General features: G+C 71.0%; 25 protein-coding genes. 12 read left to right on the top strand and 13 right to left on the bottom strand.

The features are described 5' to 3' along the window. Nucleotides 1-473 precede the first annotated feature (473 nt). Nucleotides 474-881, top strand: a complete 408-nt coding sequence (locus TR48_RS25855; RefSeq protein ID WP_042371517.1) for a nuclear transport factor 2 family protein — start codon at nt 474-476, stop codon at nt 879-881. Between the two features lie 1,347 nt (nt 882-2,228). On the opposite strand, the gene TR48_RS25850 is transcribed toward TR48_RS25855, so the two are convergent. From TR48_RS25850 to TR48_RS43600, 4 genes are all read right to left on the bottom strand, one after another. Beyond that, complete coding sequence (locus TR48_RS25850; protein ID WP_042371573.1) at nt 2,229-3,455, bottom strand: PP2C family protein-serine/threonine phosphatase; 1,227 nt, start codon at nt 3,453-3,455, stop codon at nt 2,229-2,231. 477 nt (nt 3,456-3,932) lie between these two features. Further along, nucleotides 3,933-4,181, bottom strand: a complete 249-nt coding sequence (locus tag TR48_RS39300) for a helix-turn-helix domain-containing protein (protein WP_052443020.1) — start codon at nt 4,179-4,181, stop codon at nt 3,933-3,935. Nucleotides 4,182-4,192: 11 nt separating this feature from the next. Then, nucleotides 4,193-4,387, bottom strand: a complete 195-nt coding sequence (locus TR48_RS43605; RefSeq protein WP_052443018.1) for a helix-turn-helix domain-containing protein — start codon at nt 4,385-4,387, stop codon at nt 4,193-4,195. Then, on the bottom strand, nt 4,381-4,821 hold the full coding sequence (locus tag TR48_RS43600) for a hypothetical protein (protein ID WP_161789908.1): 441 nt from the start codon (nt 4,819-4,821) through the stop codon (nt 4,381-4,383). The genes TR48_RS43605 and TR48_RS43600 overlap by 7 nt, the downstream gene beginning before the upstream one ends. An 18-nt stretch (nt 4,822-4,839) precedes the next feature. Here TR48_RS43600 and TR48_RS25840 point away from each other — a divergent pair, with 18 nt between their 5' ends. The 5 genes from TR48_RS25840 (at nt 4,840) to aspA (ending at nt 10,077) form a co-directional block, all read left to right on the top strand. Further along, nucleotides 4,840-5,241 carry an integrase core domain-containing protein gene (locus TR48_RS25840; RefSeq protein WP_052443015.1) on the top strand — a complete coding sequence of 134 codons (402 nt, stop codon included), beginning with the start codon at nt 4,840-4,842 and terminating at the stop codon, nt 5,239-5,241. Between the two features lie 124 nt (nt 5,242-5,365). Continuing rightward, nucleotides 5,366-6,046 (top strand): FadR/GntR family transcriptional regulator, encoded by a 681-nt coding sequence (locus tag TR48_RS25835; protein WP_042371515.1) that lies wholly within the window; start codon nt 5,366-5,368, stop codon nt 6,044-6,046. 44 nt (nt 6,047-6,090) lie between these two features. Then, on the top strand, nt 6,091-7,518 hold the full coding sequence (locus tag TR48_RS25830) for an amino acid permease (RefSeq protein ID WP_236652339.1): 1,428 nt from the start codon (nt 6,091-6,093) through the stop codon (nt 7,516-7,518). A 41-nt stretch (nt 7,519-7,559) separates the two neighbouring features. Then, entirely contained in the window at nt 7,560-8,564 is a 1,005-nt protein-coding gene (locus TR48_RS25825) for an asparaginase (RefSeq protein ID WP_170183563.1), read from the top strand. A gap of 106 nt (nt 8,565-8,670) precedes the next feature. After that, the gene (aspA, locus tag TR48_RS25820) at nt 8,671-10,077 is read left to right on the top strand and encodes an aspartate ammonia-lyase (RefSeq protein WP_042371514.1); all 1,407 of its coding nucleotides are present in this window, start codon (nt 8,671-8,673) and stop codon (nt 10,075-10,077) included. Between the two features lie 131 nt (nt 10,078-10,208). On the opposite strand, the gene TR48_RS46655 is transcribed toward aspA, so the two are convergent. Continuing rightward, nucleotides 10,209-10,556, bottom strand: coding sequence for a transposase (locus TR48_RS46655; RefSeq protein WP_369405614.1), 348 nt, complete (start codon nt 10,554-10,556; stop codon nt 10,209-10,211). A gap of 191 nt (nt 10,557-10,747) precedes the next feature. On the opposite strand from TR48_RS46655, the gene TR48_RS42310 reads away from it, so the two are divergent. Together TR48_RS42310 and TR48_RS39285 are read left to right on the top strand one after the other, a co-directional pair. Continuing rightward, nucleotides 10,748-10,888, top strand: coding sequence for a Tn3 family transposase (locus TR48_RS42310; RefSeq protein ID WP_174501739.1), 141 nt, complete (start codon nt 10,748-10,750; stop codon nt 10,886-10,888). An 85-nt stretch (nt 10,889-10,973) separates the two neighbouring features. Continuing rightward, entirely contained in the window at nt 10,974-11,546 is a 573-nt protein-coding gene (locus tag TR48_RS39285) for a hypothetical protein (protein WP_052443012.1), read from the top strand. A gap of 65 nt (nt 11,547-11,611) precedes the next feature. Here TR48_RS39285 and TR48_RS25810 read toward each other — a convergent pair whose 3' ends face one another. Continuing rightward, nucleotides 11,612-12,130 carry a DUF6193 family natural product biosynthesis protein gene (locus TR48_RS25810; protein ID WP_152628188.1) on the bottom strand — a complete coding sequence of 173 codons (519 nt, stop codon included), beginning with the start codon at nt 12,128-12,130 and terminating at the stop codon, nt 11,612-11,614. An 862-nt stretch (nt 12,131-12,992) separates the two neighbouring features. Here TR48_RS25810 and adh point away from each other — a divergent pair. Next, complete coding sequence (adh, locus tag TR48_RS25800) at nt 12,993-14,510, top strand: aldehyde dehydrogenase (protein ID WP_042371510.1); 1,518 nt, start codon at nt 12,993-12,995, stop codon at nt 14,508-14,510. After that, complete coding sequence (locus TR48_RS25795) at nt 14,510-14,920, top strand: DUF779 domain-containing protein (RefSeq protein ID WP_042371508.1); 411 nt, start codon at nt 14,510-14,512, stop codon at nt 14,918-14,920. The genes adh and TR48_RS25795 overlap by 1 nt, the downstream gene beginning before the upstream one ends. 269 nt (nt 14,921-15,189) lie before the next feature. Here the strand turns inward: TR48_RS25795 and TR48_RS25790 are convergent, their stop codons facing one another. Further along, the gene (locus TR48_RS25790; protein WP_042371507.1) at nt 15,190-15,420 is read right to left on the bottom strand and encodes a hypothetical protein; all 231 of its coding nucleotides are present in this window, start codon (nt 15,418-15,420) and stop codon (nt 15,190-15,192) included. A 593-nt stretch (nt 15,421-16,013) separates the two neighbouring features. Here TR48_RS25790 and TR48_RS45780 point away from each other — a divergent pair. Continuing rightward, nucleotides 16,014-16,139 carry a winged helix-turn-helix transcriptional regulator gene (locus tag TR48_RS45780; RefSeq protein ID WP_236652329.1) on the top strand — a complete coding sequence of 42 codons (126 nt, stop codon included), beginning with the start codon at nt 16,014-16,016 and terminating at the stop codon, nt 16,137-16,139. Nucleotides 16,140-16,395: 256 nt separating this feature from the next. On the opposite strand, the gene TR48_RS25780 is transcribed toward TR48_RS45780, so the two are convergent. The 3 genes from TR48_RS25780 to TR48_RS25770 all read right to left on the bottom strand — a co-directional run bounded on the left by TR48_RS25780 (nt 16,396) and on the right by TR48_RS25770 (nt 19,129). Continuing rightward, entirely contained in the window at nt 16,396-17,061 is a 666-nt protein-coding gene (locus TR48_RS25780; RefSeq protein WP_042371505.1) for a response regulator, read from the bottom strand. Between the two features lie 20 nt (nt 17,062-17,081). Continuing rightward, nucleotides 17,082-18,260: a sensor histidine kinase gene (locus TR48_RS39280; protein ID WP_052443008.1), complete on the bottom strand. Its 1,179-nt coding sequence runs from the start codon at nt 18,258-18,260 to the stop codon at nt 17,082-17,084. Between the two features lie 122 nt (nt 18,261-18,382). After that, complete coding sequence (locus TR48_RS25770; RefSeq protein ID WP_152628186.1) at nt 18,383-19,129, bottom strand: hypothetical protein; 747 nt, start codon at nt 19,127-19,129, stop codon at nt 18,383-18,385. Nucleotides 19,130-19,391: 262 nt separating this feature from the next. Here TR48_RS25770 and TR48_RS39275 point away from each other — a divergent pair, with 262 nt between their 5' ends. Next, nucleotides 19,392-19,910: a hypothetical protein gene (locus TR48_RS39275; RefSeq protein ID WP_152628185.1), complete on the top strand. Its 519-nt coding sequence runs from the start codon at nt 19,392-19,394 to the stop codon at nt 19,908-19,910. Nucleotides 19,911-20,009: 99 nt separating this feature from the next. Here TR48_RS39275 and TR48_RS25760 read toward each other — a convergent pair whose 3' ends face one another. From TR48_RS25760 to TR48_RS25750, 3 genes are all read right to left on the bottom strand, one after another. Next, nucleotides 20,010-21,020: a L,D-transpeptidase gene (locus TR48_RS25760; RefSeq protein WP_042371501.1), complete on the bottom strand. Its 1,011-nt coding sequence runs from the start codon at nt 21,018-21,020 to the stop codon at nt 20,010-20,012. Between the two features lie 218 nt (nt 21,021-21,238). Then, nucleotides 21,239-22,222 (bottom strand): pyridoxamine 5'-phosphate oxidase family protein, encoded by a 984-nt coding sequence (locus TR48_RS25755; RefSeq protein WP_084729764.1) that lies wholly within the window; start codon nt 22,220-22,222, stop codon nt 21,239-21,241. After that, a partial coding sequence (locus TR48_RS25750; protein ID WP_369405613.1) for a hemerythrin domain-containing protein occupies nt 22,219-22,982 on the bottom strand: 764 nt, incomplete at its 5' end. The genes TR48_RS25750 and TR48_RS25755, both read right to left, overlap by 4 nt.

Raw genomic sequence — 22,982 nt, 5'->3', positions numbered from 1 at the left:
GTGGCGTCCGGGAGACCAGCCGGATGGAACAGAGGCATGCAGTACGGCTTCGCCCCGCAGACGCCTTCCCTGCGGGGAGCGTGCCGGTTGACTGGTCCGGCGTCAGTTGCTTTGCCCTGTCGGGCGGCGGGAGCGCCTTCCGGCGGCCGGGCTCGCGGACTGGTCGGAGATGGTGGCGGCGGCTGGCGGATGCTCAAAGCGGACCGTCGATGCGCCGCAGTAGCCGGCGAGTGCGCTGCTGGTGGATCGGCCGCGACCACCGCCTGACCGGACTGTGCCAGACAGTATTTCGACCCGGTCGGGCACACTTCGCGGAGCCAGATCGGTCCTGGGTCCGCTGATTGGGCGCACGGGAGGGCTGTTCGAGTGGCGGCCCGGCCGACACCGGTGGACCGTCACCCCGGGCGTGAGTCCGGCGCATACCGTGAGCGCGCGAGGCAATCGTTGCCAGGTCGAGACATCGAAGGCGGGCCATGAGCGCGGACAGCAACATCGCCACCATTAAATCGATCTACGAGGCGTTCGGGCGCGGCGACGTGCAGGCCATCTTGGACGGGCTCAGCGACGACGTGGACTGGGCCGCGGAGGCCGCGTCCGAAGGTGGCGCGCCGTGGTACGGCGTACGCACCGGAAAGGACGAGGTGCGTTCCTTCTTCGAGGACTTCGGCTCGTCCATGGAGGTCGACGAGTTCACCCCGGTCACGTTCGCGGCGAACGACACCGAGGTCATGACGGTGGTTCGACTGAAAGCCCATCACCGAGCCAACGGCAGGCGTGTGGCCATGGACCTGCACCACTGGTTCACCTTCCGCGACGGCCTGATCGTCCACTACCGAGGAACCGAGGACACCGCCCAGGTGGCGCCGCTCTTCCGCGACTGAAGGCGCACACTTGCCGCGGCCCGCCCCCCGCCCGGAAGGATCGGCCCGGACCCGCGGAGCACGAACACCGCCGGATCGTCCCTGCACGTGGTGCGCGGCCGCCCGTCGGCAGACGAGCTCGCGGCCGTGTGCGGTGCTGGGCCTGCTGCTCGCGCAGACCATACGGCGGGCGCCACCACCGAGCCATTCCTCCGCAGGTGCACACCCGGACCCCGCCTGGGCCCTTGCCGAGGACAAAGACGGCGTGAGCGCCAGGAAGTCGTCCCATGACGCCGAGTGCGAGGTGTACCGGATCCACACGGCCGATGCTGTCGTGGGCTCGCTGTACGGCGCAACGCCCGTGTACCCGCGACACCCGGGCCCACGTCGAGGAGACGCTCGGGCTACCCCGGCCGGAGCCACGACTGCCTGCGCCGGACCCGTGAGACCAAGGAGCGGCTCCTATGAGCGACGAGCGAGTCGAAGCGAGGCCGGCGCTTCCGGCGCTGCGCAGGCGGGAACGGCCCGAGCCGGGGCAGCGGACGTGGATGGCGCCGGCATCGTCGTACTTCGGCGCCTGCACCGGAACCAACAGCTGCACGGCCGGGGCGTCCTGCCCCGTCGGCGTGGTCGTCACGCTCGGCTGCGGCCCGTACGGCTGCGACTGTGCGTGCCACGACGGGGGCGCGCGAGGAGACAGCCGTCGGCATACCTGAGCCGTGGCCACCCATCCCGTGGCGGGACGAGATCCAGCGGACAGCCGTGCGGAAGGGTCCCTGATGGTCAGTCAGGCCCGGGGAGGAAGAGCAGTTCCACGAGCGGCCGGGAGGGGCGGTGGAGCTTCGGGGACTCGGTGCGGGGGGCCACCACAGCGTACGGCCGGACCACGACGGTTCCGCGTCGTCGGCTGGGGTGACGGCGAAGGAGAACTGGATGACCTCGGTGTCGTCGGGGAGGAGGCATGAGGTGGTCGCGGCCAGGTCCGCGTCCCAACCCGTCAGGCCCAGTCGCGTGGCGCAGAGCCAGTGGAGGGTGCAACGCGTGAAGGAGCTGCCCGGCATGGATACGGTCCATTCCCGGCAGGGCCTGGAGTAGCTCCCGTCCCATGGGCCTGGCTACGCCGAGAGGCACGGCCGTTCGGGCAGAGGGATACCGGGGATTTTCTCGCCATTTGATGATGTACGTGCAAACTCCGTGTAACGTACTGATCGATCCCCGTAATCACGGCTGCTCCGAGGGGAAGAGGAGCGGTCGTTGCCTTGCCCTGGGAGCGGGGCGGCTTCCGGGACCGTCGCGGTCTGTGGGGGACCGCCCAGCGGTCCCGGAAGCCACTGCTGTGCGTCTGCGGCTGTGCCGGTGCCCGGCGGCTCAGAGTTGGAGGACGACTAGGGCCGTGTCGTCGGTGACGCCGACGCGGGGCAGCATGTCCCGCAGCACTGCGTCGGCCAGATTCTCGGGATCCGCGCCTTGGTGGCGGGCGAGGGAGACGGCGAGGCGGTCCAGGCCGGTGGTGATGTCCTGGTGGCGTCGCTCGATGAGCCCGTCGGTGTAGAGGACCAGGGCCTCGCCCGGGACGAACGCCGTGGTCGCCTCGGGGCGGGGGCCGGGGTCGGGGGAAGCGTCCAGCGGCGGGTCCAGGGCCTGGTCGAGCCAGCTCACCGTCCCGTCGACGTGGAGGAGGGCGGGTGGCGGGTGGCCGGCGCTGGAGTAGGTGACGGTGTGCCGGTCGTAGTCGATGAAGCAGGTCACCGCGGTGGCGTTTTCGGCGCCGTCGACAAAGCTCGCGTAGCGGCCGAGCACGTCGAGGGCCTGGGCGGGGCCATCGGCGACCCGCGAGGCGGCGGCGAGCGCGCTGCGCAGCTGGCCCATGACCCCGGCGGCTTCCAGGCCGTGGCCGACCACGTCGCCGACGGAGACGCCCACGCGGTCGCCACCGGTGAGGTCGGTGATGTCGTACCAGTCGCCGCACACGTTGAGCGCCCCGGTCGCGGGCCTGTAGCGCACGGCTGCGCGGTGCTGGCGCAATGGCCGGTGGTGCGGGAGCATCGCGCGCTGCAGGACCAGCGCGACCTCGCGTTCGCGGGCGTGGGCCTGGCGCAGCCGCTCGTTGACCTGCTGCAGTTCGCGGGCGCGGGTGTAGAGCTCGGCCTCCAGCACCCGCTGCCGGTCCTGCTCCGGCAGTTCGCGGGCCCGGATCAGCTCGGTGATTTCCTCCACCCTGTGCACCACCAGCACCACATGCCCGGCGCCGTCCAGGACGGGGGCGTTGACCGGGCTCCAGTACCTCTCCTCCCACTCACCGGGGCGCTCCACCGACTGCACGTCGTAGCGCTGCAGTGCCATGCTGTCGCGCTCCCCCGTCGCGAGCACCCGCCGCAGCGACGCCTCCAGGTTCCGGGCGCCTCCGGCCGGGTTGTCGGGGCTGTCGGGGAAGACGTCGAACAGGAAGCGGCCGAGCAGCCGCTCACGCGGCTGGCCGGAGATACGGACGAAGTCGGCGTTCGCGTCGACGAACACCAGCCGAGGGTCGAGCAGCGCCACCATGCCCGGCAGCGCCTGGAACACCTCGCGGTAGTCGATGCCCGCATCCGTCACCAGCAGCCGCCCCCGCACCCGATCCGTGCCCGACACCGCAGAGGCCGGGCGGCGCCCGCGACGGGCCGCGTCCAGCCGAGACGAACGCTACCCGCGGCCACTGGCCATGCCCGCTGCGCCGCAGGCCGGAGCCGGCCCGGTTCACCCCGGTGGTGTATCCCTGGGACCCTGGACCGGAAGAAGAGGGCTACCACGGCCAGCAGGGAGAGGAGCGCGATGCGCGACGCCTACCGCGACGAGCTCGCCGCGATCACCGGTGGACCTGGAGCCGATGGCCCACCTTGCCGCCCCGCCGGACTGGGACCTGTGGCGCGACAGCGTGATTCCAGGCGACGCCGACCATCCTGGCGAAGAGCTCGCGACGTCGCGGGTTCCGAGCTTCACGCGCGAGGATGCGACGCTGTCGTAGCACGCGCATAGCAAACTCCCTACCCTCCGCCTCGCGGCGCGCCCTGCTCCTCGCGGTGCCCAACGCCGTTATCGGCCCTCGAGGAGCTGGGCGCGCCGGGCGAGCCAGAGTTCGTAGCGGTCGCTGGGGGGACGCAGCAGTGGGCGTTCGAGGAGTTCCTCGATCCGGGTGAGGCGTTTGCGGGCGGCGGTGGTGGAGATGCAGAGCTCGGCGGCGGTCGGGGCGAGGCGCGCGTCATGGCGCATCCAGGTGTCCAGCGTCGGCCCGAGGCCCGACTCGTCGATGGGACGAAGCAGGCCGTGCGCCCAGGCCAGCACGGCGGGGCGGGTCAGTAGGTCGTCGAGCAGGGCAGGGGGCTGGACGGCGAGACGGCGTCCGACGTTTCCGCACCCTGCGCCTCGGCGCGCAGGGCCAGGGCCAGGGCCAGTAGAGCCTGGTCGGGGAGACGGTCCAGGTCGAGCGCGAGCAGGGCCTCGACCTGGCGCAGGCGTGCGGAGACGGTGTTGCGGTGGATCTTTAGCAACTCGGCCCCCTTTGCGGAGAAGGCGAGCAGGAGGCGGCTGTGACGGCCAGCTCGGCACTGTCCGGGTCCTGCGGGCGCCGGGGCAGGTGGCAGTGGAGGGGGGCCAGCAGTTGCCGGGCCCAGTGTCGCAGTTCCGGGCCGATGACCAGGACCGGATCGGGGCGGTGCGCGAAGGTCGCCCAGCGGCCGACGCGGCTCCGCGCGGTGACCAGGGCCCGGAAGGCCTGCTCGTAGCCGGTGGCCGTGTCGCGTAGCGGAACGCTGTCGCTGACGCCTACCAGGCAGTCGCCCAACGCTCCGGCCAGCGTCGAGGCGAGGGCACAGGAGGATGTCTCGACGGGCTCGGCGGGGGCGAGAACCAGCACGTGGTCGTGGTAGACGGGGCAGGGGACGACCCAGGCTCCGGGTGCCAGCGCACGAGCTGGGTCACGCAAGGGGCAGGGAACCTGGTCATGGACCTGGAGGACGCCGGAGCCACCGTCAGATACCTGATCCGGGACCGGGACGCCAAGTACCCAGCCCTGTTCGACCCAATCCTGGCCGACGCCGGCATCCAGGTCGTGCTCACCGGCTTCCGGATGCCGCGCATGAACTCCGTCATGGAGCGCTGGGCGCAGACCTGCCGCCACGAATTCCTGGACCGGACTCTGATCCCGAACGAGAGCCACCTACGCCGGGCGCTGAGCGAGTTCGAGCAGCATCACAACGCCCACCGGCCCCATCAAGCCATGAACCAAGCGGCACCACTACGCGCCGTCCCCGAGCCGCTCGATGCCGGGCAGATCACCCGCCTGGACATACGCCGGAGAGACCGCCTCGGCGGCGTCATCCACGAGTACCGACATGCCGCCTGAGCCACGCGGATAAGGTTGTCGGCCGTCGCAGTCTTGACAGCCCCGTGCGGCAACGCCCAGGATCACTCCCGTGAACCTGTCAGACAGCCAGACAGGTGATGGAGCACCGCGGCGCGTCAGCGCGATGGAAGCGGTCTTCGGTCACCTTCGCCGCGCCATCGAGCGCGGTGACTACGCCGTGGGCGACAAGCTCCCCTCCGAGGCGGAACTGTGCCGCACACTCGAGGTCAGCCGACCCGTGCTGCGGGAGGCCCTGCGGGCCCTGCAGGCCATGGGGCTGACCGTGTCCAAGACGGGCAAGGGGACGTTCGTTCTGGCGAACACCGTCGAGGACCCCACCTTCGGCGACTACGCGGCCCGCGACCTGGTTGAGGTGCGCCAACACGTCGAGCTCCCGGTCGCCGGGTACGCGGCGCTGCGCCGTACCCCGGAGGACCTGGACCGCTTGGCGCACCTGCTGGAGCGGATGGAGCGGGAGACCGACACCACCGCGTGGGTCGCCATGGACAGCCTCTTCCACCTGGCCGTGGCAGAGGCCGCCCAGAACCCCGTCTTCCGTCGGGTGATCGAGGAGATCCGCGACGCTCTGGCCCGCCAGTCGTACTTCCTCACCGAGTTGGGCGGCCGTCGGCGTGAGCAGTCCAACCGGGAGCACCGGGCGATCGTCGAGGCACTGGTCGACGGCAGCGAGCACGACGCCGTGGCGGCCATGGCCCACCACCTCGAACGCGTCGACACGACCCTCACCGACATCGTGCGCCCCGGGCGCGCGAAGACCCCCACGGAAGGCGGATCTGAGGCGTGAGCGACCTCATCGGCGACCAAGTGGCTCCGAAGCCCGACCGGCACATCCGTACCGGCGAATCACACCCTTCGGCGGATCATGTCGACATCGGCGACGTGGGCTACAGCAAGGCCCTCAAGTCCCGGCATGTCAACATGATCGCCATCGGCGGCGCGATAGGCACCGGTCTGTTCCTCGGCGCCGGCGGGCGCCTGGCCCAGGCGGGCCCCTCCCTGTTCATCGCGTACGGGGTCTGTGGCGTCTTCGCGTTCCTGGTCGTCCGCGCTCTCGGCGAACTTGTGCTATACCGGCCCTCGTCCGGCGCGTTCGTGTCGTACGCCCGGGAGTTCCTGGGTGAGAAGGGCGCGTACACCGCAGGCTGGATGTACTTCCTCAACTGGGCCACCACCGGCATCGCCGACATCACCGCGGTAGCCACCTACACCCACTACTGGGCCATGTTCTCGGCTGTACCGCAGTGGGTGATCGCCCTGGTCGCTCTGGCCGTCGTCGTCTCGGTGAACCTGATCTCGGTGAGGTTCTTCGGCGAGTTGGAGTTCTGGTTCGCGATCGTCAAGGTCGGCGCGCTGGTCGCGTTCATGGGCGTCGGCATCCTCCTGCTGGTCACCCGTCACCCGGTCGACGGCGCCACCCCCGGCCCGGGCCTGATCACCGCCCACGGCGGGATCTTCCCCAACGGCCTGATGCCGATGCTGCTGATCATCCAGGGGGTGGTGTTCGCCTACGCCTCGGTCGAGCTGGTCGGCGTCGCGGCCGGGGAGACCGAGAACCCCGAGCAGATCATGCCGAAGGCGATCAACTCGATCATGTGGCGGGTCGGCCTCTTCTACGTCGGCTCGGTCGTCCTGCTGTCGATGCTGCTCCCGTGGAACCACTACCACGCTGGCGAGAGCCCCTTCGTGACCGTGCTGTCCCACCTGGGTCTCCCAGCGGCCGGAAGCGTGATGAACCTGGTCGTGCTGACCGCCGCCATGTCCTCGCTCAACTCCGGCCTGTACTCCACCGGCCGTATCCTCCGCTCGATGGCCGTCAACGGCTCCGCGCCCCGGTTCACTGCCCGCATGAGCAGCCGTCAGGTGCCGTACGGCGGAATCCTGCTGACGAGCGGCATGTGCGTCCTCGGCGTGGGCCTGAACTTCGTGGTCCCGGCGAGCGCGTTCGAGATCGTGCTCAACTTCGCGGCGATCGGCATCCTCACGACCTGGGGCATGATCATGATCTGCCACCTGCTCTTCTGGAGGAAGACCCGCCAGGGCGAGCTCACCCGGCCCGGCTACCGGCTGCCGGGCTCCCCCTGGACCGAGCTCGTGACCCTGGCCTTCCTCGCCACCGTCCTGGTCCTCATGTACACCGACGGCGGCGCCGGACGCACCACCGTGGTGTGTGTGCCGCTGATCGCCGCGGCGCTGGTCGCCGGCTGGTACGTGGTCCGCGCCCGCGTGACGCGGACGTCCGCCGGAAGCGACGCGTGAACCGCACACCGATCCATGTCCACTCATCCCGTCAGGCCGTGATGCACAGCTCCTTCCCCACCCTCCTGGCGGACGCGCCGGCGGTCCGCGAGCCGCGGCACGCCCCCGTCGCCCACCTCGTGCGCGGCGGCGTCATCGAGGGCGTCCACTACGGCTCCGTGGTCGTCCTCGGCGCCGACGGCCAGGTCGAGTTCCAACTCGGCGACATCGAAGCCGCTTTCTACCCGCGCTCGGCGCTCAAGCCCGTCCAGGCCGTCGCCATGGTGCGGTCCGGGCTGCCGCTGGACGGCGACCTGCTGGCGCTGGCCGCCGCCAGCCACTCCGGCGAGGAGCGCCACCTCGCCGGGACCTGCCGGATCCTGCAACTGGCGGGCCTGGCGGAGCGCGACCTGCGCAACGTGGAGGACCTGCCGTACGACCCGGCCGTGCGCGACACCTGGATACGCGAGGGTCGTCGGCCCTCGCGGCTCGCGCAGAACTGCTCCGGCAAGCACGCGGCCATGCTCGTCACCTGCGAGCTCAACGGCTGGCCCCGGAGCGACTACCTCGACCCCGCACACCCGCTCCAGCGGGCCGTCGCGGCGACCGTCGAGGACCTCACGGGGCAGCGCGTCGCGCGGGTCACGGTCGACGGCTGCGGCGCACCACTGTTCGCGGTCTCGCTCCACGGCCTCGCCCGCGCCGCTGCCCGTCTCACTACCGCCGCGCCCGGGACGCCCGAGGCACGGGTCGCGGATGCGATGCGTTCCCACCCCGAGATGGCCTCCGGCTCCGGCCGGGACGTGGCCGCGCTCATGCGGGCCGTTTCCGGGCTGCTTGCCAAGGACGGCTTCGAGGGCGTCCAGGTCGCTGCACTGCCGGACGGCCGGGCGGTCGCCGTGAAGATCGCCGACGGGGCGAACCGGGCGCGCATCCCGGTCGCCGCCGCGGCTCTCGCGCGGGCCGGGGTCTCCCTCGAGCTGCCTGCCGGGTTGGCGGGCGAGCCATTGCTCGGCGGCGGGCGGCCGGTCGGGCGCGTCCAGCCGGTGGACGCACTCTCCCGCTGACCCGCGCCGAGGCCACGGCGCGGCCCCTTGGCCCGCTCGCCGCCGAACCACTCCTGCTCACCAGCTTGCCGTCTCGACTTCTTCGAGGAAGAGGATCCGCCTTCCCATGACCGCCCCCCGCAGCGAGCACGACCTGCTCGGCGACCGCGACGTGCCCGCAGAGGCCTACTGGGGCGTGCACACCCTGCGCGCTACCGAGAACTTCCCCATCACGGGCACGCCCATCTCCACGTATCCGCACCTGATCGACGCCCTGGCCGCCGTCAAGGAGGCCGCCGCCCTCGCCAATCAGGAACTGGGCCTGCTGGAACCCGCCAAGGCGGCCGCGATCGTCGCCGCGTGCCAGGAGATCCGCGCGGGCGCGTTGCACGACCAGTTCGTCGTCGACGTCATCCAGGGCGGCGCCGGCACCTCGACCAACATGAACGCCAACGAGGTCGTCGCCAACCGGGCGCTGGAACTGCTCGGCCACACCAAGGGGCAGTACCAGCACCTGCACCCCAACGAACACGTCAACCTGAGCCAGTCCACCAACGACGTCTACCCCACCGCTGTCCGGATCGCCACCGTCTTCGCGACGCGGGGCCTGCTGGAGGCGATGGCCGAGTTGCAGGACGCGTTCGCCCGCAAGGCCGTCGAGTTCCGCGACGTGTTGAAGATGGGCCGGACCCAGCTCCAGGACGCGGTGCCGATGACGCTCGGTCAGGAGTTCTCCACGTTCGCCGTGATGCTCGACGAGGACCGAAGCCGGCTCGCGGAGGCCGTCCAGTTGATCCACGAGATCAACCTCGGCGCGACCGCGATCGGCACCGGGCTGAACGCACCCGTCGGCTACGCGGAAGCCGCCCGCCGCCACCTCGCCGAGGTCACCGGACTGCCTCTGGTCACCGCGGCCAACCTGGTCGAGGCCACCCAGGACTGCGGCGCGTTCGTCCAGATGTCCGGCGTGCTCAAGCGCATCGCCGTCAAACTCTCCAAGAGCTGCAACGACTTGCGGCTGCTGTCCTCCGGCCCGCGCGCCGGCCTCGGCGAGATCAACCTGCCTCCGGTGCAAGCCGGTTCGAGCATCATGCCCGGGAAGGTCAACCCCGTCATCCCCGAGGTCGTCAACCAGGTCGCCTTCGAGGTGATCGGCAACGACGTCGCCATCACCATGGCCGCCGAGGCCGGCCAGCTCCAGCTGAACGCGTTCGAGCCGATCATCCTGCACTCCCTGTCGGAGTCCGTCACCCACCTGCGCGCCGCCTGCCTCACCCTCGCCGAACGGTGCGTGGCCGGCATCACCGCCAACACCGACGTGCTGCGCGCGACCGTCGAGAACTCCATCGGCCTGGTCACCGCACTCAATCCGCACATCGGCTACGTGGCCGCCACCGACATCGCCAAAGAGGCCCTCATCAGCGGCCGCGGCGTGGCCGAACTCGTCCTGGAGAAGGGACTCCTCCCGCTCGACAAGCTCTCGGCCCTGCTCCGGCCCGAGGTCATCGCGGGCACCGGCACGCCACTGGGCTGACATCGCGCCGCTGTGGGACTCTGTCGCCCGATTCACGGGTGGCGTGTGCGGGGTTTCTTCCTGCGTGGTGGGGGTTTCGAGGTCGAGATCGGCGAAGTGGGTGCGGCATGTGGTGCCTGCGGGGTGTCCGGTCAGGTGGGCTTCGATGCGGTGCAGGTTGAGGGCGGCGGCGCTGAAGACGTGGGCGAGAGACCGGGCTTGGCCTGGCCTCGGTAGCGGCTGCGGCGGATGCCGGTGGTGCGGACGGCTTGGGAGATGGTGCCCTCGACGCCGGCACGCTTGTTGGAGCGCCTCTTCCAGGCGTCGGTCTCCTGCTCGGTGCTCTGGTGCTGGAGGAGTTCGTGCTCGTCTCGGGGGTGCAGGGTCAGACGGCGGGTGAAGCCGCTGGTGCATGAGGTGCGGACCTTGCAGGTACGGCAGTCCCACTCGGGAAGATGACCACGGTCCGCGGGTGACCGTGTATCCGGCTGCTGCCCCAGTAGCGGCTCTTGGCTCCCTTGGGGCAGGCCGCGTACTGCTGGTCCCAGTGGATCTCAAAGTCGGTCAGGGCGAAACCCTCTCCGGCTCGGCTCTGCCGGTCACTGGCCGTGGGAAGCGGCCCGACCAGGTCAATGCCCTGGGCGCGAGTGGTCAAAATGATCGCGGCGGAGGTGTAGCCGGCGTCGATCAGGTGCTCACCCGGCTTCGCCCCGCGCTCCCCGGTTACGTCAACACGCTCCTGCTCCAAGAGGTCCTGGCCGAGCCCAAGTGGGCGAACAAGCTCACCGAGGCAGACCGGCGCGGCCTCTCACCGCTCTCCTGGACCCACTGAACCCCTATGGCAGGTTCGCACCTTGATCCATTCGTTCCCTGCCTGTTCAATCGGCTCAAGTCTCAGCTGTCCCGGAGGGGCGACTATGCCGTTCAACACCGAAGCCGATGCCGGATTGGCCGAACGGGACGAGTGGTCCTATTCGCCAGCTGCCGGGGTCGGGCCGCTCCGGTTCGGCATGACCGTCGACGAAGTGGTCGAGGCGGCAGAGACGCTCGGCCAGTCGAGCATCAGCGACTGTCCACCGGGCCCCGCGATCTTCTCGCCGACGTGGAAGATCGAGGTCCACCGTCGCGGCAGGGCTCCTTCTGCGCCTGCCGTCACGGCCTACGTGAGTCAAGCAGCGGGACTGTTCTGCGTGGCCGCCGACGCCGTGCACGGTCCCCAAGTCGCGTACGCCGGATTCGCGCTGGTCGGCAGACACCTGTCCGAGCTGGAGCGCGACGCCATCGCGTATGCCGAATCAGTGGACGGGCACGTCCGCTACACACCTGAGGGCTACGCAGGACCGGACGATTCCGGGGTCGTGATGCGCGGGCAACGATTTGGACAGGCACTTCTATCGCGCCCGTTGTTCATGGTGACGCGCGACGGCGCGAATACCGAATGGGACTCGCTGCCGCACGAGGAGCACCGCAACGGCCAGTTCCACGCCTGACGCCGGCCGGTGCCGCTCGTGGCTCCCGTTATGGCGCCGGATGTCATAGAGCTATCCGGTCCGCGTCAGCGGCCGGTCTGCTGATGGGCGACGGCCGGGCCGAGCCCTGCGGGGAGGTTGCCGACGACGAGGGACACGGCGGTGTCCGCGGTGCGTGCGAACCCGAGGACCTCGGCACTACGGCGGCGGCGGACGCGGAACCACCCGTCATGCAGCGGGTCTACCGACGGCACCTGGATTGACCAGGGGTAGCTCGTAAAGCTGCTGAAGTTCAGGTTGTAGTGGCTGGTGAAAGGGTAGAGCTGCCGCAGTCTCGGCTCAGCTCCGGCCGCCTCGATCAGGGACACGATGCCCGGGTAGGCAGTGCCCGGTTTCAAGATCTCGTGCCGCGTGTGATGCCACCGCCAGACGAGCAGCAGTTGCTGCCAGCGTGCCTCCACGGTCGCCGCAGGTCCAAGCTCGCGGGCCGCCGCGAGATCGGGAAGTTGCGGCCTCGGTGGCATGCTCGGGGTCTCGCCGGGGCCGTCGGGGCTCATCGTCACGGTGTCCCTTCCCCTTCCATCAACGCTCTTATCGATCGTCACACCGAGCTCGAACGTGTCCCAGGAGCGGCGCGGGGCGGGTCTCCGCGAGGTGGACGTCAATGTATCGGGTGAGCGTCAGAGCGTCCTGAGGACTGTCTGCCTGAAAGGTGACGCGACGAAGCAGGCTGACCCCGTTGAGCACAATGCCCGCGCGCGCGAGGACAAACAGAAGGGCGAGGAAGGCTGACCGGGCATTGCTCGCTGTGGACCGTGGCCCAGGCCTCGGAGCCCTCGCACGAGATGGAGGGACACCAGGGGCGTCAGCAGGCCGATTCCGCAGTTACCTCGTGTCAGGTGAACGGGTCGTGGAGGTGCGATCCACCTGGCTGGTCACCACCCGCCGTCCGGCAACGGCGCACGCTATCCGCGCGATGCTGGGCGGTGAGGCGCCGACCCGACCCGGGGACGAAGGCACTCCGCCTGGCCGCCGCACCAGGACTCGGAATCTTCGAGTACCGCAGCACCGGCTGGGCGCTCCTGACGCATCGCGAGTTCAACCTGCACACCCTGATGGGTCGCTGGCCCAATCCGAACCGTTCCTCTGCTCGCTCGGGATCGAGCCGGCCGAATACACGACCAAACTCGGCCAGGATGTCAGCTTCCCAAGGGTGCGCCTGCGGGCCATCGAACCATCCAGGCCCACGCCCAACGCGTGATCCCGCCCCGACGCCGACCGCCGTTCACGCTCGCATCCACTCAGCCGACGTCCGGAACGCGCTGCCGACCCGACTGACTATCGGGACCGGTCCGCTCCTCCCGCCCGGCGCGGCGGGACGCCGGCCGTGCGCGGCGCCAACCTTTCGCCAACCTTGGGCGGCGAGAGTGTCCGGGAACCCACCCGACGCTCGATGAGGAGCTTGACATGGTCTACGCCCAGCCCGGGACCGAGGGCAGCATCTTCGGCTTCAAGCCCCGCTACGACAACTTCATCGGCGGCGACTGGGCCGCCCCCGCCGACGGGCGCTACTTCGACAACCCCAGCCCCGTCACCGGCGAGACCTTCTGCCAGGTCGCCCGCTCCACCGCACCCGACATCGAACGGGCACTGGACGCCGCCCACCGCGCCGCCGACGCCTGGGGCAGGACCTCACCCACCGAGCGCGCCAACACCCTCAACTGGATCGCGGACCGCATCGAACAGCACCTCGAGGTCCTCGCCCTCACCGAGACCTGGGAGAACGGCAAGCCCGTCCGCGAGACCCTCGCCGCCGACCTCCCGCTGACGGTGGACCACTTCCGCTACTTCGCGGGCATGGTGCGAGCCCAGGAAGGCAGCATCTCGCAGATCGACGAGGACACCGTCGCCTACCACTTCCACGAGCCCCTCGGCGTCGTCGGCCAGATCATCCCCTGGAACTTCCCCATCCTCATGGCCGCCTGGAAGCTCGCACCCGCGCTGGCCGCAGGCAACTGCGTCGTCATCAAGCCCGCCGAGCAGACCCCCGTCAGCATCCTCGTCGTCATGGAGCTCATCGCCGACCTGCTGCCGCCCGGCGTCGTCAACATCGTCAACGGCTACGGCGTCGAAGCCGGCAAGCCCCTCGCGTCCAGCCCCCGCGTCGCCAAGGTCGCCTTCACCGGCGAGACCACCACCGGACGCCTGATCATGCAGTACGCCTCCGAGAACATCATCCCCGTCACCCTCGAACTCGGCGGCAAAAGCCCCAACATCTTCCTGTCCGACGTCACCGCCCACGACGACGACTACCTCGAGAAGGCCGTCGAAGGCTTCGTCATGTTCGCCCTCAACCAGGGCGAGGTCTGCACCTGCCCCTCCCGCGCCCTGGTCCACTCCTCCATCTACGACGAGTTCATGGACCGCTGCATCGCCCGCACCCAAGCCATCGTCGGCGGCGACCCCCTCGACCCCGCCACCATGATCGGCGCCCAGGCCAGCAACGACCAGTACGAGAAGATCCTCTCCTACATCGACATCGGCACCAAGGAAGGCGCCCAGGTCCTCACCGGCGGCGGCCCCCGCAAGGTCACCGGCCTCGAAGGCGGCTACTACATCGAACCGACGATCTTCAAGGGCCGCAACGACATGCGGATCTTCCAGGAGGAGATCTTCGGCCCCGTCGTCTCCGTCACCACCTTCGACACCGAGGACGAGGCCCTGCGCCTCGCCAACGACACCCTCTACGGCCTCGGCGCCGGCGTCTGGACCCGCGACGGCAACACTGCCTACCGCTTCGGACGCGCCATCAAGGCAGGCCGCGTCTGGACCAATTCATACCATTTGTACCCTGCTCACGCGGCGTTCGGCGGTTACAAGAAGTCCGGCATCGGACGCGAGAACCACAAGATGATGCTCGACCACTACCAGCAGACCAAGAACCTGCTGGTGAGCTACTCCGACAAGAAGCTCGGCTTCTTCTGATGGGCCCCGCCCCGCGCGTCGCGCGGGTGGAGCTGACCGAGCCGGCCGCCGCGCTCCTGCGGCGGCTGGCAGGTCTGCACGGCCCGCTGATGTTCCACCAGTCCGGCGGCTGCTGCGACGGCAGCGCGCCCATGTGCTACCCGCGCGGCGAGTTCCGCGTCGGCGCGAGGGACGTGCTCCTGGGGATCCTCGACGAGGACACGCCGTTCTGGATGAGCGCCGACCAGTTCGCCTACTGGCAGCACACCCACCTCACCGTCGACGTCGTCCCCGGCCGCGGCAGCGGCTTCTCCGTCGAAGCCCCGGAAGGCGTCCGCTTCCTCATCCGCTCCCGCCTCCTCACGGACGCGGAACTCGCCCGCATCGACGCCGAACCACCGCCCCCGACCGGAGCCGACCAGGAGCCGTGAACCTGCCGAACGGGCCCGGCTGAACGGCCTGAACAGTCTCGGACCCGTCCCCGCCGCAAGCCACGGTGGGAGCCGACAGGCCTCCGCCAAAGGCCGGGTCGCCGCGGCCGCGTCGACGGTGTGTCCGCACAGGGAGCGCCAGCGGCCGACCTCGACGATGTGCCACAGCCCGGAGGGCTGGCAGTCTTCCGGGGTGACGTCCTGCTCCGGCAGTTCTAGCTGATGACGGGGCCTCCTTCCCCTGGTGGGTTCCGCCTCGGGTAGTCCGGTCAGGCCGGCAGCTTCAGGTCGTTGAAGGCCCGCGCCCAGCACTCCGGGCAGCGCTCTGCCGCGCGGACGTTGTCTGCCTCCTGGATGGGGCGCACGCTCGTCGCGGGTGGCAGCCGGCGCGTGCACAAGGCGAAGACCGCCCCGACCCGGGCGACATGCCAGCGCTGCCCGCACGGGATCACGGCATCGTCCGCATGAAGATCTTCTGCGCGCAGCAGGTAGCGGACCACGGCAGCCTCCCGGATCGTCTGCGGCGCCCCGGGACGGAGCGACGGATGTGCCCGGGGCGCCTGCCGCCGAGGCGGACCCCGCGCGGGATCTGCCACGGCACCAGGCGTATCACCACTACCGCCCAGGTCAAACAGGAGGCCCCGATGCCACGGCTACGGCATCGGGGGCCTCGTGCGGGTCGGGCCGCTAGGTCAGCGGTGGACGCTCATAAGGTGGTCTGGGCTGTGCAGCCACTCGAAGGGCGGTGCCTGCGTCGCGTTCGGTCCAGTGATGGCTTCCACGTTCGCACTCAGGTGCCAGGTGCCCACGTGCACGTTCCTGCCCACCGTGACCTTGAACCGGATCTCGTACCAGCGTTGAAGTACGGACTCACCGGACGCACCAGGCCAGCCCCGGTAAGCCCGACGCCCGCAGCTCGACTTGCTTCCCGGCCTGGGCGTGGGTGTCCCAGCCGCACGGGTAGCCGCCGTACTCGGTACCGACGATCACGCCGTCGGCCCTCCGGACGCGTCCCGCGTGCGCACCGGGACCGCACCCCGGGCGATGGCCGTCCTGCGCAACCTCGCCATCAGCGCACTCCGGCACGCAGCGGATGCTGACGCAGAGGCCCAAGCAGTTGCAGCGGGACGGCCTGCTCACCCGGGCCGCCTACGCCGGGCTCCCCCTGCGCGTGGAGTACGCCCTCGCCCCCTCTGCCGCGGTCTGCACGAGATCGTGAGGCAGCTGATCTCCTGGGCCGCCGACCACCACGGCGAGATCCGGGAGCACCGCGACGCAGCCACCCGCCCGCAGCTCTGAAGCCGGTCTTCGCCCCACAGGGCGATGACCGTAGTGTTGTCGCGGCCCGTCTTCCGAGCTCTGACGCTCTCGGCAGAACGGCACCGCTCCCATCGGTGACGGATGCCGGCGATGCGCTGCCGGTCTTCGCACGGCCCGGCGGAGCTGCCGATTGCCGAGCCTGTGCCGGATGCGGGTCAGTCCAGGTGGTGGCGGCGGGCGTAGTGGGCGGCGGCGACGCGGTCGCGGGAGCCGGTCTTGGTGAAGATCCGGTTGACGTGGGTCTTGACGGTGTTGTGGCTGAGGAACAGAGCGGCGGCGATCTCCTGGTTGCTCAGCCCGCGGGCCAGCAGGGTGAGGATCTCGGCCTCGCGCGGTGTGAGGGCGTCCGGCCGCTCCTGCGGCGGCTCCGGCGACGGCTGCTGCCCGTCACCGGTGACGACGACCGGCCGCTGCGCGGCGGCCAGGAGCGTGGCCTGGACCCTCGGGTCCAGGACGGTCAGGCCGGTGACGGCGCTGTGCAGGGTGCGCACGATGTGGGCCTTGTCGGCGTCCTTGGTCAGGTAGGCACGGGCGCCGGCCCGCAGCGTCTCGAGGACCAGGTCGTCGTCGGCGTAGGTGGTCAGCACGACGACGGCCACCTGGGGGAAGCGTTCGGTCAGCCGACGGGTGGCCTCGGTTCCGTCCAGCACCGGCATGTGGAGGTCGAGCAGGATCGCGTCGGGCAGGTGTGCGGCGACCTGGTCGAGCGCCTGGCTGCCGTTCGCGGCCGTGGCCACGACCTCGATCCCCTCGACCAGGTCGAGCATGACCGCGAGCGCTTCGCGGATGCCGGCCTGGTCGTCGGCGACCACGATCCTCATCGGTGTCGTCTCTGGGGGGTTCACGGGGCGGTCCGCGCCGTCACGGTCCAGGTGCCCGCGGTGGCTTCGGCGGTCAGGGTGCCGCCGATGAGCAGCAGGCGCTCGCGCATCCCGGTCAGACCGTAGCCCCCGTTGACGGTCGCCAGGCGCGGCCTGGGGGCACCGGTACCGTCGGTGCCGGCGGCGCTGCCGAGCGGGTTGGTGACGGTCAGGGTCACGTGGTCGTCCTCGTAGTCCAGGGCCAGCCGCACGGGCTGGCCGGCGGCGTGTTTGGCGGCGTTGGTCAGGCACTCCTGGGCCGTGCGCACCAGGCACAGCGTGGTCTCCGGACTGGGTGCGGACGGCGTGCCCGCCACCGTTACCGTGGCCGGTGAGCGGTGGCGGTCCCAGTGCTCCTCGGCAAGGCGCTCCAGCGTCTGGGGCAGCGGCGGGGTGTCGGTCCGCAGGGCCTGGACGGCGCGGCGGGTCTCCACCAGGCCCTCGGCGCTCAGACGCTGCGCTGTGTCGAGGAGACCGGCCGCGCGCTGCGTCTGCTCGTGCTCCAGCAGGGTGCGCGCGGTCTGGATCTGAATGCTCAGCGCGCCCAGCGAGTGGGCCAGGACGTCGTGGATCTCGCGGGCGATGCGGGCGCGCTCGTCGAGGACAGCATTGCGCTGCTGCTGCACACGCAACTCCTCTGCCTGGGCGAGGCGTTCGGCGTTCTGCGCGGCGACCAGGCGGTAGGCCCGGCGGCTGCCGCCGATCAGCAGGGCGACCAGCAGTCCGAGCGGAAAACCCAGCACGATTCCGGTCCCCGCACCGGTGACCAGCGCCCCCGCCTCGATGGCGGCTACCGCGCTGCAGGTGACCGCCGGTCCGGCGGCCAGGCGCGGCTCGCTGCCGGCGCGCGACACGGTCATCATCGGGATCGCCAGCAGGGCTCCGGCCTGCGGGAAGGAACTGGCGAACCCTCCGGCTGCACCCATCACTGCCAGCACCACGACCAATCGCGTGGACGCGGCCGGCAGGCGGGCCGGGTCGGCGAGGCCATGGCGGGCTTCCTGGCGCCACCACCAGACCATGCCCAGCGCGCTGAGAGTGACAGCGGTGATGACGACGGCCCGTTCGCCGCCGCCCAGGGAGGCGGTGCGCCCGAAGGTCTCGAAGCCGGCGAAGAGGAGTGCACCGACTCGCAGCGCCCACAGGACTGTGCCCAGCACGCCCCCAAGATAGCGGGTCCGCTGCGGGAAGGGGAGGCCAGTGGAGCGGCGCTTCGGGACCTGCCACGGGACCGTTTGCGGAAGCGGAGAATGACGCCTCGTCATGGCCCCGGTCCGGTCGTTCACCGACGCCGCGCCCGGCCGGAGCGGTCCCGGCCGGAGCGGTCGCGACCGCGGCCAGCCCTGCGTGCATTCCGGCCGCGTGAGTCCTGCTCCGGGGCCGGCGATGCAGGCCGCGGCTGCGGTATCCCGGGGGCGTCCTGCTGGGCCCGGGGCGTCACGGAGCCGTCGAACCCAGATCCGCTCCGGTCGTCCAACGGAGGCCGGGCGGGCAGGAGACGGGACGCCAAGCGCGACCCGGACATGCCGCCACGGCCGAAGACCGAGCCGTCGCGCTCAGGGGCGAAGGGAACCGAGCCCCTGAGCGCGCGCGGGGCGATCACCACCGCCTGCCCGACGCGGTTGAGTCCCAGCAGCGCCAGCACCGGCGCGGTCGACGCCGCCACCTGCGCGTGCACCGAGTGGGCCACCACCGTCATCGCCAGCCGCGAGGCGATCAGCGCCGCCCACCACCACAGGCCGCGCACGGGCATCCGCCCCCACAGGGCCCCGCCGCGCGATTCGAGCCGCATCGACGCGCCCTGCCCAACCCCCACCCCCAGCGCGAGCACCGCGCCCACCGCCAGGCAGCCGAGGTCCGCCGCGCCCAGGCGGCCAGGGCGCGTGCCCAACGGCCAGAATCCGACCACCGCCACCACCAGCGGCAACACCACCACCCGCTTGCCCCGCAACGCTTCCCCACGAACCTGGCGCACTATCACGTACATCACGATCGCCAGTGCCAGAAGCACTTCCAGTATTCCGTTCACCGGGCACCACCCTCGCAGGGCCAGAAGCGGGGGCCGCTCCCCCGCCGCGCTCGACCACCACGCTAGGAACCGCGGTGCGGCCACGGCGTCACCCGTAGGGTGACGCCCGGGGTGAAACCGGCCCGCGCGCGTAGTACCGGGGACCACCGCCGCGCGGCACCGGGTCACCCGTCAAGTCACCTCGTGCGGCGACGCTTTGACCCCAGGTCGGGCCGGAGTCTGAGGGTGTCCTCGAAGCGACCGACCGGAAGGCGTGAACACGATGTCCCCCCTGGCCCAGGCAATGATCATCAATGGCGCGGTGCTGCTGGCAGTCCTGGAGGCCGACCTCGGCCCGCACCGCAAGATCGGCGCCTTCCGTATCCTGCGACCGCTGCTGACCGCCGGAGTCCTGGTGCCGCTGTTCATCAAGGACCTCACCACCCGGGGCACCGGCCTGGCCCTGGAGATCGCGCTGACCGCCGTCGGTCTTCTGTGCGGTGCGGCCGCCGCGAGCCTGACCCGCGTATACCGCAGCCCCCGTACAGGTCGGCCCGTCAGCCGCGCCGGTTTCGGCTACGCCGCGCTGTGGACCGTCGTCACCGGCGCCCGTGCCCTCTTCTCCTACGGCTCCGCGCACTGGTTCGGCCCGCAGCTGGCCGCCTGGATGACCACACACCAGGTCACCTCCGACGCACTGACCGACGCCCTGCTGCTGATGGCCCTGTCCATGATGCTCACCCGCACCCTCAGCCTCGCCGCCCGCGCCCACACCGCCCACGAGCAGGTACCGGCCGCTTGACCCGGCTTGCACCGTCGGCAGCCGCCGCTACCCGGTCGAAAACGGCCGACGCCGAACCACCGCCACCGACCGGAGCCGACCAGGAGCCGTGAACGCGCGTCAGTCGGAGGCGCCGGCCGTGGTGGTCTCCGGGCCGTTCGCGCTGCCCGCGAGCCACTGCTGCCATGTGAGGTCGAAGGACGCGTAGCCGTTGTCCGCCCGCGCGGCGCCGCGCGGGGATCCGGTGATGGTGACCGGGTCCCCGACGTGGACGTAGTTGTAGAACCAGGTCGCGTCGGCAAGCGACAAATGGACGCAGCCGTGCGATCCGACGCTGTGGCCCGGGTGCTTGTCACCGTCGGAGTAGTGGACGTAGGTGCCGGACCCGGTCAGGTGGACGTCCCAGGGCAGGGTCACGTCGTAGAAGTCGGGGTTTCCCGGGTCGCAGGTGATGTGGACGCTGCAGGAGGTCATGTGCACCTCGGGCTGCTTGTCCATCACGGCCATCGTGCCGTCCCAGGACGGGAACGAGGGGCTGCCCGCGTCGATGGGCAGGGTCTTGACGACCGTGCCGTCGCGCTTGACCACCATGGTGTGTCCGGGGGCGCTGACGGTGGTCTCGATGTCGGGACCGATGGTGAAGCTGTGCGTGTAGGCGCGGGTGCCGTACCGGCCGTTGCCGTCGCTGACGCCCTCCAGGTCCGCGTGGACGGTGACCTTGGTGCCGGGTGTCCAGTACGCCTGCGGACGCCAGTCGACGCGGCCGCCCCCGAACCAGTGCCAGGCTCCGGTGACCGGCGCCGAGGTGGTGACCTTGAGGTGCTGCTCGACCGTCCTGCGCGCGGAGGCCGCGACCGGCTTGGTGAACTCGATCGAGATCGGCATGGCGACGCCGACCGTGCTGCCGTCGGCCGGAGTGACGGTGTTCAGCTGCAACGGCGGCCCGGACGGGTGCGTCGGTGAGGGAGCCGCGCTCCCGACCGTAGCCGTGCCGGCACTCGCACTCGCTCCGGCCTGCGGGCCCGACGCCGCGCCCGCCCCGGGGGACGCGCTCCTCCCGCAGCCGCTCGCCCCGGCCACCACCGCGCTCGTCAGCAGCGCTATGCCGATGCAGCCCTTGATCCGCCCCACGTGCCCGCTCCCACACCATCAGTTCGACCCGCTCGGTTTCCCGCAGCCCGGACGTGGTCGTGGTCCAGGGCTGCGGTGCACCACCTTGCCGCCGATCTCGTCGCCCGCGGCGCGTTCACCGCCCCTGACGGAACGGTGGAACGTTCCACCCCATCTGACCTGCGACGACGTGGGAAGAGCGGAATGCCCTCGTGGAACGAAACGTGGGACGGGGCGCGTCAGAGCTCGGGTCGCGAGGTGGTGATGTCGCCGGATCCGGGGGCGCCGCCCGGACGCCGCGAGGGCGCAGCGAGGGACCGGAACTCATCCCAGTGCACGCGGGGGCGCTCAAGGCCGCGCCGGTCGAAGTAGCGCCGGGTCGCGCCGCGTACCTGACGCAGGACGCGCAGGGCGTCGCCGGGGCTGCCGGTGCCTATGGGCTCGACGACGCGCTGGGGTGCGAGCGCCCAGCCGTCGCCGGTGGCGCGCAGCACGCCGCGGACCACCGCGTTGTGCATGCCGTTCAGTCGCTCGTCGTGCCGGTGGACCAGCAGCGACGCCGGGCCGGGCACCGCCGGGCAGTCGTCGGGGAGCCGCAGCGTGAAGCCGTCGCCCGCGGGGGCCGGTGCGGGGCGGGTGCGCGCGAGCACCGGAGCGCCGGTGGAGTCGCGGGCGGCGAGCACGGCCGTCGGATACTGGGCGAGCTGTTCCGCTCCCACCAGCCCGGCCGCCGCGGTCCCTCGGGGCGGCTTGAACGTCGGCGGCAGGGGCGACCGCACGGCGGCCTGCTCGGGCGTCACCGTGATGAGCAGACGCAGGTAGTACCAGTCCATCAGCGACCGAACCGGTCGGCGGACGTAGGCGCGGCTGTGCGGCTGCCGCTCGAACAGCGTGCGCCAGTACTCCTCTGCGCCCCGGGGGCTGCCGGTGACGTCGTCGGAGCAGACGGCCCGGCCGGTCACGACGATCTGCGGCGGGGCGTCGTGACCGCTGCCGGTCGGCTCGGAGAACAGCAGGGCCACCCGCCCGTCGCGACGGACGTTGAGCGCTTTCTGCGCGAACGCGACCGAGGTGGTCACCAGCAGCGTGCCGTCCTCGCGTCGTCGCGCCGCCGTCGGCCACGCGATCGGGGTTCCGTCACGGCCGAGAGTCGCGAACTCGCAGGTGCGGTAGGCGTCCAGGACGTCCAGGACGTCGGCGGACAGGGAGTCGAGGGCGGTCACGGCGTGTGCTCCCCGTCCGCCGCGCCCGCCGGGTCCAGCGCCCCGCGCAGCGCGCGACAGCGGGCGGCGTACTGACGGCGGCCGACAGCCCGCCACAGCAGGCGCCCGACGGCCGGGACCTGGCCGAGGAAGAAGGCGGCCTCGGTCTCGGTGGCCTCCTCCAGGATCGCGCCGAGGGCGAGCATGCGCTTGTTGCGCGGGATGTGCTCCATGCCCCGTCGGCCGACCAGCGCCCATTCCGCGACGGTCAGGTGCTCCTCCACCAGGGGGAGCACCAGGTGCTCCTCGTCGGCGAGATGGTCGAGCAGCGCGGCCCGGTGCTCGTCCAGGGCGTCGGCGAGGCTGTCCCGGGCGGGACGGTCCGCCGCGCGCTCCCACACCGGCAGCCGGCCGGTGACCGCGTCCAGCCCGGCGTCGATGCGCTCGTGCTGCTCCTCCATCCGCGCGACCAGATCGTCGCGGTCGGCCCGGGCGCGCAACAGGGGCCAGATGAGCTCGTCCTCGGTCCGGTGGTGGACGTGCAGGCCGTCCAGGTACTCGCGCACGTACGCCGCCAGACGTCCCGCGCGGGCGGCGTCGCCCTCGGGCACGGCGCGGACCAGCCGCGGCAGCAGGGCCGACTCCCGGCGGAAGACCCGGTGGACGATCACCATCTCGTGGGTGAAGGGACGTCCCGGGACGGGGGTCTGACCAGTCGTGTTACTCGGGGTCACGCGGGCTTGCTCCATGGGTCGGGCCCAGGCGGCCTGCCCGGGCTCGG

The organism is Streptacidiphilus neutrinimicus (assembly GCF_000787815.1).
GTDB lineage: Bacteria > Actinomycetota > Actinomycetes > Streptomycetales > Streptomycetaceae > Streptacidiphilus > Streptacidiphilus neutrinimicus.
This window is presented reverse-complemented; position numbering and strand designations above follow the sequence as displayed.